Annotated in this window: 8 protein-coding genes and 10 pseudogenes; 9 read left to right on the plus strand and 9 right to left on the minus strand. The window is 41.4% G+C overall.

Annotated features, from left to right (window positions below):
• Window positions 1-39: 39 nt before the first annotated feature.
• On the minus strand, window positions 40-411 hold the full coding sequence (locus LY387_RS25835) for a hypothetical protein (RefSeq protein WP_234498127.1): 372 nt from the start codon (window positions 409-411) through the stop codon (window positions 40-42).
• A 1,074-nt stretch (window positions 412-1,485) separates the two neighbouring features.
• On the opposite strand from LY387_RS25835, the pseudogene LY387_RS25840 reads away from it, so the two are divergent.
• Window positions 1,486-1,961, plus strand: a pseudogene (locus LY387_RS25840) (IS5 family transposase); the annotation flags it as partial.
• 1,204 nt (window positions 1,962-3,165) lie between these two features.
• Here the strand turns inward: LY387_RS25840 and LY387_RS25845 are convergent.
• Window positions 3,166-3,516, minus strand: coding sequence for a replication endonuclease (locus LY387_RS25845; protein ID WP_234498128.1), 351 nt, complete (start codon window positions 3,514-3,516; stop codon window positions 3,166-3,168).
• A 485-nt stretch (window positions 3,517-4,001) separates the two neighbouring features.
• A pseudogene (locus LY387_RS25850) lies at window positions 4,002-4,187 on the minus strand (IS3 family transposase); the annotation flags it as partial.
• Window positions 4,188-4,807: 620 nt separating this feature from the next.
• On the opposite strand from LY387_RS25850, the pseudogene LY387_RS27320 reads away from it, so the two are divergent.
• The 3 genes and pseudogenes from LY387_RS27320 to LY387_RS25865 form a co-directional block, all read left to right on the plus strand.
• Window positions 4,808-5,061, plus strand: a pseudogene (locus LY387_RS27320) (DDE-type integrase/transposase/recombinase).
• Between the two features lie 599 nt (window positions 5,062-5,660).
• Window positions 5,661-7,046 (plus strand): short-chain fatty acid transporter, encoded by a 1,386-nt coding sequence (locus LY387_RS25860; RefSeq protein WP_234498129.1) that lies wholly within the window; start codon window positions 5,661-5,663, stop codon window positions 7,044-7,046.
• Between the two features lie 107 nt (window positions 7,047-7,153).
• A pseudogene (locus tag LY387_RS25865) lies at window positions 7,154-7,348 on the plus strand (FAD-dependent oxidoreductase); the annotation flags it as partial.
• Between the two features lie 933 nt (window positions 7,349-8,281).
• Here the strand turns inward: LY387_RS25865 and LY387_RS25870 are convergent.
• A pseudogene (locus tag LY387_RS25870) lies at window positions 8,282-9,197 on the minus strand (IS5 family transposase).
• Window positions 9,198-9,279: 82 nt separating this feature from the next.
• Window positions 9,280-9,620, minus strand: a pseudogene (locus tag LY387_RS25875) (DDE-type integrase/transposase/recombinase); the annotation flags it as partial.
• Between the two features lie 341 nt (window positions 9,621-9,961).
• Here LY387_RS25875 and LY387_RS25880 point away from each other — a divergent pair.
• The 4 genes and pseudogenes from LY387_RS25880 to LY387_RS25895 form a co-directional block, all read left to right on the plus strand.
• On the plus strand, window positions 9,962-10,306 hold the full coding sequence (locus LY387_RS25880; RefSeq protein ID WP_234498130.1) for a sigma factor: 345 nt from the start codon (window positions 9,962-9,964) through the stop codon (window positions 10,304-10,306).
• A 23-nt stretch (window positions 10,307-10,329) separates the two neighbouring features.
• Entirely contained in the window at window positions 10,330-10,833 is a 504-nt protein-coding gene (locus tag LY387_RS25885; RefSeq protein WP_234498131.1) for a sigma factor-like helix-turn-helix DNA-binding protein, read from the plus strand.
• A gap of 335 nt (window positions 10,834-11,168) precedes the next feature.
• A complete protein-coding gene (locus LY387_RS25890; RefSeq protein ID WP_234498132.1) occupies window positions 11,169-11,570 on the plus strand; it encodes a globin in 402 nt (133 codons plus the stop codon).
• A gap of 14 nt (window positions 11,571-11,584) precedes the next feature.
• Window positions 11,585-11,901: pseudogene (locus tag LY387_RS25895) on the plus strand (DDE-type integrase/transposase/recombinase); the annotation flags it as partial.
• 195 nt (window positions 11,902-12,096) lie between these two features.
• On the opposite strand, the pseudogene LY387_RS25900 reads toward LY387_RS25895, so the two are convergent.
• Window positions 12,097-13,037 (minus strand): annotated as a pseudogene (locus LY387_RS25900) (IS110 family transposase).
• A 360-nt stretch (window positions 13,038-13,397) separates the two neighbouring features.
• On the minus strand, window positions 13,398-14,033 hold the full coding sequence (locus LY387_RS25905; protein ID WP_234498133.1) for a hypothetical protein: 636 nt from the start codon (window positions 14,031-14,033) through the stop codon (window positions 13,398-13,400).
• A gap of 1,180 nt (window positions 14,034-15,213) precedes the next feature.
• Between LY387_RS25905 and LY387_RS25910 the strand changes: the two are divergent.
• A pseudogene (locus LY387_RS25910) lies at window positions 15,214-16,061 on the plus strand (IS5 family transposase).
• Here the strand turns inward: LY387_RS25910 and LY387_RS25915 are convergent.
• Both LY387_RS25915 and LY387_RS25920 read right to left on the minus strand, forming a co-directional pair.
• The gene (locus tag LY387_RS25915) at window positions 15,993-16,730 is read right to left on the minus strand and encodes an SDR family NAD(P)-dependent oxidoreductase (protein ID WP_234498134.1); all 738 of its coding nucleotides are present in this window, start codon (window positions 16,728-16,730) and stop codon (window positions 15,993-15,995) included. The pseudogene LY387_RS25910 and the gene LY387_RS25915 overlap by 69 nt on opposite strands.
• Window positions 16,731-16,894: 164 nt before the next feature.
• A pseudogene (locus tag LY387_RS25920) lies at window positions 16,895-17,425 on the minus strand (IS6 family transposase); the annotation flags it as partial.
• Between the last annotated feature and the right edge of the window lie 72 nt (window positions 17,426-17,497).

The following is a 17,497-nucleotide window of genomic DNA, read 5'->3' on the forward strand; positions in this document are numbered from 1 at the left end:
AATGCGCTTGCCGTTCTTGGGGTGAATATTTACCAATGCTCAAAGGATAAACTGACAGCGAAAAGGCTGGCCGGTGGATTGATGGCCGCATGATAACAAAGGATGCCTTTCCAGCGTCTCCCACAGCGACGGCATTTCACGTACAGCTCTCTGTAGTCGGCAGAAATTACGACTATCACGAATGTGAGCCATGCGCCCACATTCTTCATCGGTGCAAGGCAGTGTCAAAATCAAGGGTGGCTCCTTTGTCCATTCTTTTGGGGCTTGAATGGCGATCACTTCATATTTTGTTGTCCAAGCATTACCCAAATCAATGTTTAAGCACTGAAAATCAAATTTCATTTCAAGTGCAGTGCCACACTGTCTACGCTTGGCTGCTTTGTGTCCGTATCGGCATTTCATTTTCATCATATAAGTCATTAAAATTATAAAGCATTTGTAATGTGACCTTTGTTTGATGTTGATTTGCAGATAATTGCATACTTATTAGTATACACATATTGTCACCTCGCGGGTTGAGCGTCGGTCGGTCAGGCAGGGATAATTTGGCCTGCGCTCGGTCGTTTACATAACTAAAACTAGCTTTCCATTCCCTTTACACCTACCTTGCATCCATGGGTAGGTGCTTTTTTTGTTTTAGTATCACTTAACGCGCTAACGCTTGCTGAGTTTTATAGATTCGTTACGCCCAGCGATAAGGATAAAAGGCAAACTGAAGCAACACATCACACTTAGCGAGCTCTGTTATTTGTTTATTCCGTTTGACTGTGAATGATAGGAATTTTTCTTCACGTCAGCGTACATGTGTCTGATTTCGCCAAGTCGGACAAAGCACAGCTTTCATGGCATTCGGCACTCTCAACTCAATTAGCGTGTTGTGATATGGAAAAAGGTTCTGAACGAAATAGGCGATCAAGTGCTTGTTGTATTCACAATGTACTCCCTTGCCTCGCGACGTTGGATTGGTGTTCATCGATATTGCGAAAGAGTAACATGATTAGAGTGATACTCTTTTTATGGGATGTTTTATAAAATATTTATGTTTTTATTTTTTGCATCAATAATTGTTATTCTAGCGTTTGTTCAGGGGGGCCATGTTTTTGTGAGGACGCTAATGTTAGTAGTAGCTCTCATAACGCTAAGGGGGGGTACTCCTCCTGAACTCACAAAGGGCTTTCGTTGGTTTACGCCCACCTTATTTTCCCCTAGTGGGCGTCTTCTTTATTCATACGGCTCATTTAAGATAAGAGGGCGATACTTTTATGCTCTATAAAATACTATTTAGTATTTTAGTCGGTATTATTGTTTCTACTATTCAGTTGAACAACGTACACCGTCCAAATCCTATTTTACTAAATCTTTTCGAGCGAGTGTTGGATATGAATTTTATATTATAAATATTTTATTTTTAACAGCGGTTAACCATGATGCCTAGACTAAACTGCGTTGAAATAAAGTCATTAATGACATTTCTATATTTCTTTGTTGAATATCGCAGTAGATGCCAACCCCCACGAAATAGTCGCAGCAGAGTTCAGTTTATCTAACGTAACCGATGCCGAAGAGCTTCCCAACTTACTTAAGCAGACACGTCGTAAATTCATTGAGATATCAGGTGATGGCGTTTATGACACAATAAATTGCCATGATGCCATACGGATAAAGCGAGCGGTACCGCTCATCCCGCCAAGGGAAGGTGCAGTCTTCTGGGATCAAGGGCATCCTCGCAATCTGGCGGTAGGTTGCTAGAAGCTCCACGGCTCAAACAAGAAGTGGAAAGAACGATATGGTTATCATAAGCGTTCACTCTCAGAAACAGCCATGCATCGAGTGAAGCAGTTGCTAGGTGGGAAACTAAGCCTGAGAAACTACAATGCTCAGGTTGTGAAACCTACGCCATGATTAGAGCGCTTAACAAGCTTACAGGGCTTGGTATGCCTGAAACTCAGTATGTTGTATAGGAATCACTCACTCTCGGGCGATTTGGTTTCCTGTCCGAATTACGCAACAAAGCCCTTATGCGGTGTAGTTTTCATAGTACCCCGCAGTCTCACTATGTTAGTATTAACTAACAATCATGTTTTTGTAATGAACTTATAACACGGGTTATGACTCGCGATTTAGTGATAACTTTGTTGTTCTGTCTTTGCGAGCTTTTTTGCCTGGTGTTACTTTCAGGCACTGCATCGTATTGGCTGTTGATGTGTAAGCCCTTTTTTTGGCGCGCTATCTACTCAGGGCGCGCTTTTTTGTTATCGACGCTGGCTCGTCATTACTTTTGATGAGTCAGCTCCACTAATGTGAAAAAGGGCTTTATGACGTTCGTTTCAACTACTATGATGGGTATCGCTGAGTGGGTGTGATTGATTTTTGGTTTTTTCTTCAAGTCCTTACCAAGTCCATTTACACCGCTCAGCATTCCTAAATTGTGGATACATGCTTTCTATATCACACAAAGTTGCCAGCTCCTCAAACTTAATGTCATATTTTTATTGATACTTTTCCCCCATCCTGGGTAGCTTGATTATTAGGCACTGTCTCTCTTGAATGCTTCATCCGGTCACATTCATCAGTGCTTTTTCTAGCGATGATAAATCGAGTTCAGGTAGGTAATTGCAGTTATATTGTGTGGTGGTTGTTGTACTTTCCTATATCATGAGGTTGGGCTGGTGTTTATCGATGATATGTAGCGATACTTGGAAAAGTAGCTCTACCAGAATGATAATTATGTCTCGCAAAAATTTTTATAAAGATTTTATATGTACACATCGAATGATAATCGATACTAGTCTAGTGCTTGCGCAGGGAATACTGCCAGTGTAGTGACATCCTTCAAAGCAATTCTGAGCTCAGAAGGAGAGGCGTTTCTCTGTGCTTGTATTGTATAGGCTTGTTTACTACCCTTCATTGTATTATCGGGTTACGCTCACCTTGTTTCTCCTGGGTGGGCGCTTTTTTATGTCACACATAATCGGTTGTTTCTTAAGCTAAGAACAGTGAGCTTATTTATTGGGATTTTAGCGCCTATCTTGAGTGGTCTAATCAGGCACTTTACTCTTTTAATACTCCATTCAGTCACGTCTATCAGCGCTTTTTCCAACGGTGGTATGTTGAAGTGGCGGGTTACACTCGTTGCGCGAGCGTTTTTACGCGTCTGCGTCTGACTTATGAATAAGTGAAAACCGCTCGCTGCTGGTTTCGATAACTTGATCTAGCCGCTCTAGACCTATCACGCTCTTTGTCCCCACGACAACGTATCACCAATTCAATGCGGCGGTTTTCTAAGTTTGCTGTAGAGCGTGAATTCACTTCAGCTAAGTTGAATTCTTGCGTGGTCTCGTGACTAATCACCGTCATGCTTTCCATATATACTTCGGCTTCGCGTTGTTGCTGTTTGAAATTGGAGAAAGTGAGGCGTGATACATAATGACTTTGCCCTGACTGCTTACCCACGTTACCAAGAGCGACTTGGGCGTGCTCAATATATCGCTTACGTAGACGTTTGAACTTACGCATGAGGTATCTAGGGTCAATACAACGACGCACCGCACATTTAAGAATGTTTTCAGCGTCACAAACGGTAAGCTTTTGCCGATATCACTAGGTGGCTCAATGAATACTTTGAGCATCAAGTTGCGGATTTGCTCAGACGCATAACGCAGGGCACGGTAGTAATCGGTAGTGCTTTCTGGGATATGCTCTTTGGCATCTGTTATCGCGATGTCGTTGACGATATCAATAAACGCAAGGGTAAAAGTCTTTGATAGCCTCATTACACATTAAGATATCGTGCGTGAGTCCGAGCGGCTCGGGGCATGGTTGGCAAATCCAAATGGAAACCTATTTGCGAAATGATGAACAACTTTATCTACATAGGTAACACGCTCCTTGGCAAATACTGTAAGGCTGCGGGGTTGTTAGTGAGGTTTGAGATAGCCTGACTAAAAGAGAGGTTAACGTTGGGTTGTTGGGCACCTATTAGTTAGCATTACCTGTAGTGGTCAGCAAATTCCGGATACTAATTTAAGCCGACTTTCGGCAGTAACTGGCGATAGCCTATCATTGGCTTGATGAGGTCGTTGCCTATCGTAGTAATCTATCGAGTAATAGCTAGTTTGGGTCAGCTACCCAGTCACTGGTATCCATTCAGTTTTTAGGCTTCTAAATAACCTTTCCATAGGAGCATTGACGTTTCTATGGGAAGCCAGCTTCGCTAAGTCTTTAAGAATAAGGGGGAATAGCTCCCTCGCTATATAACGCTTTAAATTATGAGCTATTTCTTTAGTTGATAACGGCTTTGTTGTACTGTTTCCAGTTAGTTGTTTTGTAACGAGGTTTCGGCATAAGGCTACGATGATTAATTGATGTAGCCGATCAGATCGTAACTTTCTGATTTGGTTCCATCGAATTACGCAACAAAGCCGTTCAGCACCATAGCTTCCCGTATTTTCGATACCAGCTTTTTGAAGGAGCCCATAAGGTTTACACCATGTAAAGAGTTCACGATAGCCTGAAATACTGGCATTGAAAGCTTTGTTCTTAGCAACTTGCCCAAGCTCATTGATAAGTGTTGCGACATGAAGCTCCAGGTGGGTATCTACACCCAGATACAAATTATAGCGAGGATCATTACTGTTCATTTGGGCTATTTTCCTGTGTAAAGCACCCAGTTGGACTGGACACTGGAGATACAATACAAAGCTCCTATAGGTCACAACTGAGTCGATAGATATGAGCAGACGCTCCGTGGCAGATTGATGAAACCTACGTTAAGGCAAAAGCGAAGTGGCATTATCTGTACCGAGCTATCAACAAGCAGGGCGAGACACTGGACTTTATTTCTCCCATAGACGCAATAAAGATGCGGTTTATCAATTCCTGAAGCGGTATCTGCGCTACTATCCAAAAGAGTTACAGCCTTATACATTAAACACCGACAAGCATTCCTCCTGTGCCAATGCGATTGCCCGTCTGAAGAAGGGGGGATTTCGATTGGATGTCGAGCAGTATCTCATAATAGTATTGAATCCGATCACACCTCCATCAAGAAACTCGTTGTAAGTACTGGCGGTTTCAAAATACGAAAGCGAGCCTAGTTAACTATTCAGGTATTCGAGTCTCTACGGATGTTGAACAAAGGTCAGTTTGATTTCTGGTTATGTCGTTATGAGTATAAAACTCTTGTAAAAGAGATATTCGCCTTCATGAATCGTTTGTTCAATGTTGAGGTGGTTCGCAACTAAAAATAGAAAGATAAATAGTTGAAGTTTTCCTTTGAATATTTTTGTAACAAGCTCCGTTAGAGGACGTGACAGTTAGTCTTTATAGTCGAGAGCTGTGGGCGATGATTAAACGAGGCCAAATTGATCTTGAGGGAATCACCGTCTATGAACAATTTTATTCCCTCGCATACTAAGTTTGTCTGAAGAATAGCTTTTCCACATCTCGATAAGAATTTGCGACAGAGCCACCATAACAATAATTAGCCTGAGTTTCTGTAACACGAGCCCAGAAAAACGTGTTACAGCTTCCACAATTTGCAAATCCAGTTTCTGAATTTGCAAATGTCAATCTATCTTCTGATGTTAAGCTTTAATATGAACAAGAAATAACTCAATAATACCTAATAACGTTGTAGATATATTCTGAAGGATATCGAAATGACTACTGGAGCTCTATCCCATCTAAAACCAACTTTAGTCCAGCGTTTATCAACGATATGTACCGTATTAGTACAACGCTATTTACCTGACCCATTCTTATTCGCCGCATTACTCACTTTTGTTGTATTCCTTATTGCAATGCCGGTAACTCAACAAAATCCATTACAAATGGTCAATGCTTTTTCTGGTGGTTTTTGGTCACTGTTAACTTTTGCTATGCAGATGGCTTTAGTCGTTGTAACTGGACATGCAATGGCATCAACTCCTGTTTTTCGGCGTGGTTTATTGTATCTTGCTATGAGAGCTAAAACACCAGAGCATGCTATTTTGATCGTCACTTTTGTTTCATCGATTGCATGTTGGATTAACTGGGGTTTTGGCTTGGTAATTGGTGCTATCTTCGCGCGTGAACTTGCCTCCAAAGTGAAAGGGGTTGATTATCGATTACTAATCGCGTCTGCATATACTGGATTCTTATTCTGGCATGCCGGTCTTTCCGGCTCTGTTCCGTTGGCCCTAGCTTCGGGGAGCAATTTGGGATCTGTAACGGCTGGTGTAGTGTTGTCACCTGTTTCAACGGGCGATACGCTGTTCTCAAGCATGAATATTGTTATTTTGTTAGCGATGCTGATTACAATGCCATTATTGAATCGCTCTATGCACCCACCTGTTGATCAAGTTGTAACAATATCTCCAGAGCTATTGTCATCAACTGACACTCAAGAGAGAGAGGAAGAAAAAGAGTTATCCCCCGCCGAAAAATTGGAGCAGTCCCCTTGGGTAAACCGCTTATTGGCATTATTAGGTTTTACTTATATTGTGATGTATTTTAGTGAGAATGGTTTTGCTCTTAACCTCAATATTGTTAACTTCATTTTCCTGTTTACTGCAATCCTGTTGCACGGGACACCAAAACGATTATTAAAAGCTGTTGCTGAGGGGACGAAAAATACAACAGGTATTTTGCTTCAGTTCCCATTTTATGCGGGGATCATGGGTATGATGGTTGCTAAAGGGCCTAACGGGGTGTCATTAGCTGGAGCAATGTCTGATATGTTTGTTAGTATTTCAAATGAATATACCTTTCCGCTTTTTACCTTCATCAGTGCTGGTATTGTTAATGTCTTTGTTCCTTCAGGAGGTGGGCAATGGGCTGTGCAAGCTCCAATAATGATGCCTGCTGGTGCAGAGCTGGGTGTTCCTGCTACTAAAACTGCAATGGCCATTGCTTGGGGAGATGCATGGACGAATATGATCCAACCGTTTTGGGCATTACCCGCTTTGAGTATTGCTGGTTTGAATGCTAAGGATATCATGGGCTTTTGTATCATTTCCTTGTTTGCATCTGGGGCGATCATTGGGCTGTCGCTGTTAGTGTTTTAACGTAAATAAATAGTTTTACATAGTTTCTCTTTGTACTCCATCAGTATTAGTTAAGCGCTCACAGTAGGGTTTGATTTGGTAGTCAACAACTTAGAGCGTGTAACAAGCTTATCTCAGAGAAACGACAAGCCACTATTGATATGCTCGTTAAAGATTTGTTTCCGTTTGGTGGATATTTCTCAAAAGCGGAATGTTGGACTGGGTTAAGACTCATGAAACCAGATGGCATGCCAATTATTGGTAAGACGCCAATTGCAAATCTGATTGCCAATACGGGTCAGGGTACGCTTGGCTGGGCTTTGTTGGAACTAAATCGGAAAATTACGATCTGATCATGTATGGACACTCCTTCGTTTGCAAGTAAATTATGACGGAAATAGAGGTATAACTGCCTAAGTGTATTCGGTTTCATAAAGTTATGCATCGAACCATAACGGTGTGATCTGCACATTAACTTCCAAACGGCTACACGAGCTATTAGCTCTTTGATCAGGCCGGGTTTTGATAATGTTGGTTTGACCTATTTTCCATTACTTCTTTACTGTGCAATTCTCATATGATGTTTTCCAACTACCTACCGCATTTAAGCTGCGGCCAGCGACGCATTATACTCAACGTTTTTGGCGACAAGGGCCTATGATACCTTGCCAATTTGGTAGTAAGAGCAATGGTTGCAACATTAGGGTGCTTAGTAATACGTAGCTTTTTAACCCACAAACTAAAGAGTCTGTCTTATCACCTACATGGCGAAACGCTGCTCTAGCACCATGAATTAGCAGCTTTCTAAGATATCCATATCCTCTTTTATTTATACCTAATAATCTATCTCGATCTCTTTTAAAACTCACACCGTCACCAAGGTCAATAAGTAGTCCACTACATATGAGTGGACCTATGTCTATGATTTTCAGTAACCTTTGAGCTGCAGGGTTGTCACAAAAACTCAATTTTATCTTATCAATGCGTTCATCGAGTGTGATTAAATCTTCGTACAGTACTTGTAATAACTCCTGAAACTGGAATGATAATCAGTTTTCTGTATCTTCTAGCCAGTAGGGAATATGTTTTCGCAAATTACTAACACCAACAAGTGCAACGATTCCATATTCAGCTGTTAAGCCTTTAATCTGATTGGCTCTAGCGGGTCTCTGAGCGATGAGTCTTTCTCGAACACGGTGTATGGCTTTGTTGCGTAATTCGGACAGAAAACTAAACCGTCCGAAATTGAGTAATTCTTAAACAACAAACTGAGTTTCAGGCATACCAAGCCCTGTAAGCTTGTTAAGCGCTTTAATCATGGCGTAGGTTTCCTGAGCATTGTAGTTTCTCAGGCTTAACCTCCCACCTAGCAACTGCTTCACTCGATGCATGGCTGTTTCTGAGAGTGAACGCTTATGATATCCATATCGTTCTTTCCACTTCTTATTTGAGCCGTGGAGCTTCTGGCAACCTACCGCCAGATTGCGAGGATGCCCTTGCTCCCAGAGGGCTGCTCCTTCCCTTGGCGGGATGAGCGGAACCGCTCGCTTTATCCGTATGGCATCATGGCAATTTCTTGTGTCATAAGCGCCATCACCTGATATCTTAATGATTTTACGACGTGTCTGCTTAAGTAAGTTGGGAAGCTCTTCGGCATCGGTTACATTAGATAAACTCAACTCTGCTGCGACTATTTCGTGGGGGTTGGCATCTACTGCGATATGTAGCTTGCGCCAGACTCTACGCTTCTCGTCAGTACCGTGCTTCTTGACCTTCCATTCACCTTCACCATAAACCTTGAGACCAGTGGCATCAATGGTCAAATGCTATATCGCACCTCTGGTTTTAGTTTTAAATGAAACCTCAACTTCCTTGGCTCGACGGCTTATACAGGTGTAATGCGGACAAACAAGCGTGTATGTTAGCCAGCTTAAATACTGAGTCTAGAAAACCTTGCAGCGCTCTCAATGGCATAGAGAAAACGCGTTTTACCATCAACGCGGTAGTAATGGCTAGGTCGCTGAATCGACGACGCCTGCCGCGCTTGCTCTGTTTGCTTTGCTTCCACTCGCGAATGGCTTCCTCATCAATCCAGAAAGTGTGTGAACCACGGTTGATTAGGGCTTTGTTGTACTGGTTCCAGTTAGTTGTTTTGTCACGAGGTTTCGGCATAAGGCTATGGTGATTAACTGATGTAGCCGATCAGATCGAAACTTCCTGATTTAGTTCCATCGATTTATGCAACAAAGCCGGTTTAGTTGAAAACAACCTCAACATTGAATAGACGATTCATAAGGTAGAGCGCTCCCATACCAAAGTTCTTGGCTCATTTGCTCTCAACCAAAAATCTAACTGACCTCTATTTAATACGTAATGATTCGAACCCTTGAATCGTTTACTAAGCTCGTTTTTGGCTTTTGAATTCACCAGTGTCTACGATAACTTTTTGATGGGGGCGTGATCGGATTCAATACCATTATTGAGAGACTTTACTTGTCGTTGTTAAACGTCTTGGCGAAGCTTATCCTGCTCTTTAAGGTGTGAGGTAGCACGAGCATAGGAGGAATGTTTATTGGTATTCAACGTCTGAGGTTGACGTAACTCATTGGTGTGGACCCGTACCGACGAACACACCAAAGGATGACTTCAAGGGCGAAGTGTTTCCATTTGAACTCAGTGGTTTCCATCGTGTGCTACCATGATGATAAGAGGAATAACACTATGGGTTAGCCAAGTTTTTGCAACAAGCCCCTTTTAGACGGTTAGATCTCCTGAAACTAAGTAGACTTCTTTAGTTTAGTTTCTCCTCCAGTTGTTTAATGATAATATGAAACCTGTAGCACATGAAGGATCTGTCTAGCTTTAGAAGAGATAGCGTGTAGGTCGTTTATATCGGCTTGCTCTATAAAAATTAGAACGTTGGTCAAGGGAGAACCATGATGGTTAGAGTTGCGAGTGTTTTAGGTGACGAAAATACTGCAAATGCAGATTTGCACGCTAAATACATCAACGACGTAGTCGCCATTGAGCAACTGCCTCCAGAGCAGCAATACCACTTTGCCTCATTGGCTCGTCACGGAGATCAAGCTGCCAGAAACGTTATGATTGAGTCAAACCTAAGGTTGGTTGTGAAATTGGCACGTGGTTATATCAAGAGAGGTTTAAGTCATCTCTCGATTGGTGACCTGATTGAAGAGGGCAATATCGGGCTGATAAAGGCAGTGGACAAGTATGATCGGAGATGGGCTATCGTTTCATTACTTACGCGACATGGTGGATAAGGGAAAGTATTGAATCATCAATTATGAATACGGAACGTACGGTTCGATTGCCTGTTCATATTATAAAAGAGGTGCGTGAACTATATCGTGAGATGAATCAAATGCTCTCTTCAGTCCACCATTTCCCTTCAGTTAGCGAGATTGCCGAACAAGTTAATGGAGAGGTGGGGCACGCAGGCGAGCTCATCAAGATGAGTGGTGATATTGAACCTAGGGTCACGGTTGATTGCAGCTTCGCTCCCCCTCACCTTGATGCGATACCGTCGGGGGATAATGAGCAGCCATCACACTCTTATCAAAATCAACGCTTGCAAGTACATATTGAAGCGCTCATTAGCCACCTTCCTGATAAATACCGCGACATCATGATTCATCGCTATGGATTATACGACAGAGAGGTGCTTTCACTGCGGGAGATTGGAACGATGAAACGCTTATCTATGGAGCGCATCAGACAGTTGCAAAATGAGGCTATAGGGACACTTCAACAAAAATTAAATTATATGGGGTGGACTGAACGTTACTAAACTGAGATTAGCGTTATAGGTTGTTAAATGAACGCTCAACATAGGTCGTCGGGCTCATCAAGAAAAGCGATGTCGAGAGCAAAGGCAATGCTAATCAGTAGTAACCCAAACTCTAAGCCGAAACGTGCTACTAAATCTATCAGCAATGGATAGTCAGCCAATAGCCAGTAACAGATGGAAGGAAAAACGCCTAAAAGGATTAGGATAAACCCTGTTGGAATGAGCCAAAACAGCGGACTTTTTATGATGTTAGTTAGGTGCAACAATGACCTCTACTTGGTTGATTGACTACTCACTATTATGAAACAAAAGGTTATACAATTTAAGGGTATTCTATGAATAGCAATGAAACCTTTCTTAACAGTTATCAAAGGTGTCGTATTGGTAGCGAGTTTATAAATGACTTTTTGGATTTATTTTGCGATGCTAACCCTCGCTTCCAAGAGCGTTTTCAAGAGGTTGATAAAGAAAAGCAAGCACGTATGATAAAAGCCTCTCTGATTTTGATACAGAACGCCTCCACAACGGCGTCAATACGCAACACGATCAGGAATTTGGCTATAAAGCACAAAGATATGGGGTTGGATATTTCTGCAAAGGAGCTTGATATGTGGGTCGATAGCCTTGTAGCAATTGTCGCGATATACGACCCATTATATGAGGAAGTTATTGAGTTAGCATGGCGTGATGCGCTTGCGTTAGGTGTTGAAATTATGAAGGACAAAAGTGTCCAATAGTTCAAATTATAGGGCATTCCTCCTATGCTCATGCGATTGCCCGACCTAAGAAGGAGGGACGACTGCGAGCCGATGTCGAGCAACGGCAAGTGAAGTCTCTCAATAATGGTATTGAATCCGATCACGCCCCATCAAGAAACTCGTTGTAGGCACCGGTGGTTTCAAAATACGAAAGCGAGCCTGGTCAATCATTCAGTGCTTCGAATCATTACGGATGTTGAACAAAGGCCAGTTTGATTTCTGGTTACGTCATGATGAACGTAAAATTTTTGTACGGGAGAGGTCCGCCTTCATGAATCGTCTATTCAATATCGAGGTGGTTCTCAATTAGAAATGGAAAGCGAAAGGTCGATGTTCTCTGACCACGTTTTTTGCAACAACCCTTTTATTAGTCTCAGCTCTAGGGTGAGGTTCGCGCCAGATTGTCCTTGCAAAATGAAAAGCGCACTAGGTTTCTGTTTGGGTCAACAGGTTTTCAATCTGGTTCTAACCGTTTTATCATCTTTCTACCCATCGAAAATTCGAGTTATACGTCGATTAAAAATGGTTTATTTGTAGTCATTACTGACCATGCGATTCGTGCTAGCTTATTTGCTAGTGCAACAACTGCAATATTGAAAGGCTTTTTCTGCTTAAGGTTGACATGCCAACTCCCAAAGTATCTCTCGACTGATTTGTCTCCCCATAAAATGGAGCGGACAGCATGAATGAATAATGTCCTTAGCTCTCGATTCCCCTGCTTTGAGATGCCCATCATTGTCGTTTGCCGCCTGTAGAATACTGAATAGGTACTAGGCCAATCCAAGCGGCAAAGTTTCGGTCATTTTTGAAGTCGGTTGGGTTACAAACTGATGAAGTACAAGCGCTTGCTATAATAGGTCCTACGCTTGGTATTGTTTGCAACAATACCATTTGTTGATTTTCGATCTTATTACTAAGTCCTTCATAGTGCTCGAGTAACCCATTTAGTTTGAAGATTATTTGAAGTGGAACGTAATGTCCTTAATCAGCAGCCATTGAAAAAGGTTTTTCATCGAGGTGTGACCTTTTGGTAGGCTGACACCTAACTCAAGCAATATAGAGCCGACACGATTCATGTACGCTGTACTTTCTCTTATATAGCCACTTTTTAGCTTTCTTAACGTTGATATGACCTGAGCAGATTCGGTCTTGTGGCTTGTAAATCGCATTGAGAACTTGATGTAGCTTCTGCGATAGCGCATGCATCAATGAAGTGTATTGAGAGGGCTAGTTTTGCAGTGTATTCGAATGATTCACATTATTTTCTAGTAAGCCAATGTGCACCACCACATGACGCCATAGCTACTATCGAGAATTCTATACAAGATAAAACTCTAGCAGCTTTCTACGCGTTAGCTTTTTTCGGAATTGTTTGTTGCCTCGATTATCGTGAGCAGCAACGTGGAATGTATTTATATCTAGAGCGATACCAGTAATGTGAGCTATTGACCTGGGATACCTCCTACTGAGCTCTGTTTGAGTTTAGCTATGAGGAGGGACGTACCTTCTCATTTAATGTGTTGATGCGTAGCAGGTTTCAAAGCGATGATAGTAGCACTTTTAACAAAGGCCTTAATCTAAGTATCACGCTTGTATTTTCCCTGCCAGACTATTTTATTCTGTTCACAGGCTGCGTGAATATGGAAAATATTTTTGCCAAGTCAGTACCAACTATAGTAATACTATTCATAAAATTCACTTTTCCATTTTTATTTTAGCTATCACCAATTCTAATTGAGCATCGGGTTATTGAGATGGGCAGTATCCATATCATTGTTTACAAATACACCGCGTTTTTTACAAGATTTATTCTACTTTATAAACTTTCATAAAATCCACCCTTGGATTTACCCCTGTGCCGTTTATATAAACATCATTATTGCTCGCTGTAAGCATGATACCAGCATCTACATAAGAAAATTCCTTTTGGAGGTTTATTGGTTTACTATATCGTACTGACACAAAGGATGCGCCTATTTTTCCATTATGGTTTGATTTATCTCTTGTTATATCAAAGAAAGATATTGCATATTCAAATGCATTAGGATATTCCGTTGTGCTCAGTTTAGATAATGAAGGGTTGTCTAATTCGTAAAGCCCTACAGACATGTAATTTTTTGATTTAACATTTTGTATTGCATAGCTTCCAGAGTAATCATAATAACCACTTTTCTTTGGTATTTTTACTAGCTGCCAATGATATGAGTTCTCCCCCCTTAAGCAAAGGCTTGGTTTAAATTTTACGCCGGCAGATATGGCGCCAAAATTTTCAAATATCATTCTTTCATTACCATTGTTTTTATTATAATGAGTTATACAAATTCTATCACCAATCTCCAATTGCGAAATAGAAGTAACCTCTTCAATATGACGATTTACGTTTGCGAAAGCAGTCATACTCATTGATAGACAGCAGGCGGTTAATAGTAATGTATATTTCATAATAGTTTCTCCATGTATAAATAACGCATAACGCCAAGCTAGATTTTACAGGAAGCCCTTCATTGCACATTAGTAACACATTCACTGGTTAAGCAAAAGATATTTTAAATTATAAATAATAAATAAGAGTTTTGTAGTGAAAATTATTTCCACGGTTATCAGAGGGCTAACGGTACGGTTTCGTACTCTCAGAACGTAGTTGCTAATATGTGGTTGGCTGCGCTAAAGTTTGTGCGTATAATCTGACTATTCATTCACCGTAATGACGCGCCGATAATCTTTATTATTTATGATTACTAGCCTTTCAGTCACCCCCCCCGTATCACTCCAGATCCATTAATTTCCTGTTTGAATACTACAAAGCTTGGCAAAGAGCATAGAATTAAACTTTTCGGGATATCGAAATTATTTAAATCGCTAAAAGGCTCTACTGCAATCCTGGCTATATTTATGATTTATAAATTTTTTATGTATTTAATAGTAAACATTTTCTCATTAGTTTCACTTCGGCTAAGGGACCTAGACCATATAACCAATATGAAACTCTCCCTTCAGAAGGTAAAATTGAATAAGTTTCACTGTGTATACACAGTGGCTTGGCATAAAAAGGTTCATGGCTCAAATTATAATCAAAGACTTCACGTTAAAAGTACTGCAAGGGGGCATTTTCCTTTAAATACCAATATAAGTTACTGATTTTTTAAAACGGTTTAAGTTGGGTGCTTAGACGGCTTTAATGTGATGGGGGAGGGGATCGATATTATCTAGCAGTTGCATAGTACTACTGAGACCATTAGCTTTTAAGGTGTTGAAATACATAGTATTGTAGCGTGAATGGAGTGAGCTAAATCAAGGGTACGCCCCTTTCATCAAAAAGTCCAATGGATGTACCCTTTCTATACCAATTAGATTAAGCAGCGCTCAAGTAACACACATGCCTAGGGAAAATACATAACTACCTTAATATTTGTTTTAATAAGTTTGGATTTGGTAGCCACGGACATTGAACTGATTTGTTCCGCAACCTTCTTCGGTTCTTTTAAAGTCGAACGTACTTTGTCGCAGAAATCGAATGGACTAGATCAAAGTTTTACGATCAAATCAGTGACATTCATTCACCGACTTTGATTTCAGGCCTAAGCCCCGCTGCAACAATGCCCTCGCCAATCAAGGTTCACTCATGTTTTGGATTGACGAAGAGGCGATAGCTGAGTGGAAGCAACTCAGGCAGAATAAACGTGGTTGACCGCGATGTTTAGTAGCCTCGTTATCATGACCGCTCTCATGGTAAAGCGCATCTTTAAGGGCTCTGCAAGGCTTCATCGATTCTGTTTAGATTGGCAGACATCCCATTGGTTTGTCCCCACTATCTTTTCATCAATCGATGAGCTAAGGATGTTGAGGTTAATTTCAAAGCCCCATCACGAGGCGCTACCCAATACCTAGCTATTGATGTCACAGTGCTCAAGGTATACGGTGAGGGCGAACGGAAAGTGAAAAAGCATAGAACTGACGGTAAGCGTCGAGCCTGACGTAAACTCTACCTTGCTGCTGATACTGGTACTTATGAAGTTATCGTAGTGGAACTGACACTTTTGTGCGGAAGTGCTGCTAATTTACTCAAGCAAACACGCCTAACCACCAAGGAAATTTCAGAAGATGGTGCGTACGATACAAAGAAGTGCTACAGGGCTATTCAGATTAAGAAAGCGACACCCCTAATCACTTCACGTGAAGGGGCAGCTTTCTGGGAAAAGGGGCATCCACGTAAGCGAGCGGTTGGCTGTCAAAAATTCTACGGCTCGAACAAAATAGTATGGTTATCATAAACGTTCATTGCTGGAGATTGCTGTGTATCGTGTAAAACAGCTATTAGGCTCCTCACTCACGTTTCGCAATTATAACGCACAAGTTAGAGAGACTTACGTCATGACCAAAGCTCTCAATAAGTCACCTAAATTAAACGTGCTGACCACCGTTTACATGAATTTCAGATCCATTAATATAACTAGCTCCATTATTGCATAAGAAATAAATCAACGAGGCGACTTCCTCTGGCTTACCTAATCTGTTCATAGGTACTTGTGCAGAAACTATATCTTCTGTGCCAGGAGATAGAATTGATGTTTCAATTTCCCCAGGAGCGATACAGTTAGCACGAACGCCTGAGGCTCCCATTTCAAATGCTAATTCTCTGGTTAAGGTAGTCAGTGCAGCTTTTGAAGATGCATAAGCAACACCAGCGAAAGGATGGACTTTTGAACCAGCAATAGAAGTCACATTAATTATGCTTCCTTTTGCTTCACGTAGTTCATTGAAAAGACCTCTCGCTAGGATAGCTGTAGAGAAAACATTCACATTAAAAACCTTTAACCAGGTTTCATAGTCAGTATCTAGGACTCCTATTCGCGACCCTTCAGCTGTCTTAGGTGAAATCCCCGCATTATTTACTAATGCGTGCAATTTACCGTTACCAACCTTTTCTTTGATTTCTTCAATGACCGTATAGATTGCATTAATATTTGATAAGTCCAGATGAATGTGATTTTCCTCTCCTTTTGACCAAGGGCACTCACTGCTCCATTCTTGACGCGAAGTAGTAATTACTCTCCATCCTGCTGCATTGAAATGCTTAACTGTTGCGTGACCGATGCCGCGACTACCTCCAGTAAGAAGCAAAGTTTTCTGTTCTGTCATGTTACTCCCATAGATTGGCTCTGTTGCAAATAAGTATCGTGAGTGAATAGAACCTCGAGAGGAGCATCAGCCCCTTACCAATGCATTAGTGATTAGACAGATCTCTCCCGCTGTTCTTCAATCGTATTGCCACCTTTCGAATTGACCTTTAACATATACATCCCCTAAAAATTTTTCAGTGTGGCATACGCCGTTTTCATGGACTTAAATCCGCGGACTGGGTGGATAAATCGCTTTAGCTTTGCATGATCCGCTTCAACAGTGTTGTTTAGGTATCTAATTTGGCGATGCAGCACCTCATCTAGGAATTTCCCTTGTTTTAACACCTGAATAGCCAGACCTTATACTGGTGCTTTATCCATATTGACTGTATGAGGGCATTCCCTACCTTTTAGCCCTCTCAGCGCCTTTGCCAAAAAAACGCTGCGTCGCTTTGGCATTATGAGTAGTGGACAGAAAGAAATCGATAGTTTCTCCACGCTTATCAACCACTCAATAAAGGTAGGCTTACTTTCCTTTTGCTATGATGTAGGTTTCGTCAACTTTCCAACTCCTACTTGAACGCGGACGCCAATACACCACTTAAGTTTTTCTTGAATGAGAGGAGCATATTGCTGAACCCATCGATAGATTGTCGTGTGGTCAACATTCACACCGCGCTCACCAAGCATCTCTTCAAGTTCACGATAACTGACATCTTATTTGAAATGATGAAGCTTAAAGAGATTCATGATGGATAACCGTGGCATGAGAGGTGCATTAGATTA

This window comes from Vibrio maritimus (assembly GCF_021441885.1).
Taxonomy (GTDB): Bacteria; Pseudomonadota; Gammaproteobacteria; order Enterobacterales; family Vibrionaceae; genus Vibrio; species Vibrio maritimus_B.

Coding starts and splice junctions, on each gene's coding strand:
- LY387_RS25835 (WP_234498127.1), bottom strand. CDS start 411: ATGATGAAAATGAAATGCCGATACGGACACAAAGCAGCCAAGCGTAGA.
- LY387_RS25845 (WP_234498128.1), bottom strand. CDS start 3,516: ATGCGTAAGTTCAAACGTCTACGTAAGCGATATATTGAGCACGCCCAA.
- LY387_RS25860 (WP_234498129.1), top strand. CDS start 5,661: ATGACTACTGGAGCTCTATCCCATCTAAAACCAACTTTAGTCCAGCGT.
- LY387_RS25880 (WP_234498130.1), top strand. CDS start 9,962: ATGATGGTTAGAGTTGCGAGTGTTTTAGGTGACGAAAATACTGCAAAT.
- LY387_RS25885 (WP_234498131.1), top strand. CDS start 10,330: ATGAATACGGAACGTACGGTTCGATTGCCTGTTCATATTATAAAAGAG.
- LY387_RS25890 (WP_234498132.1), top strand. CDS start 11,169: ATGAATAGCAATGAAACCTTTCTTAACAGTTATCAAAGGTGTCGTATT.
- LY387_RS25905 (WP_234498133.1), bottom strand. CDS start 14,033: ATGAAATATACATTACTATTAACCGCCTGCTGTCTATCAATGAGTATG.
- LY387_RS25915 (WP_234498134.1), bottom strand. CDS start 16,730: ATGACAGAACAGAAAACTTTGCTTCTTACTGGAGGTAGTCGCGGCATC.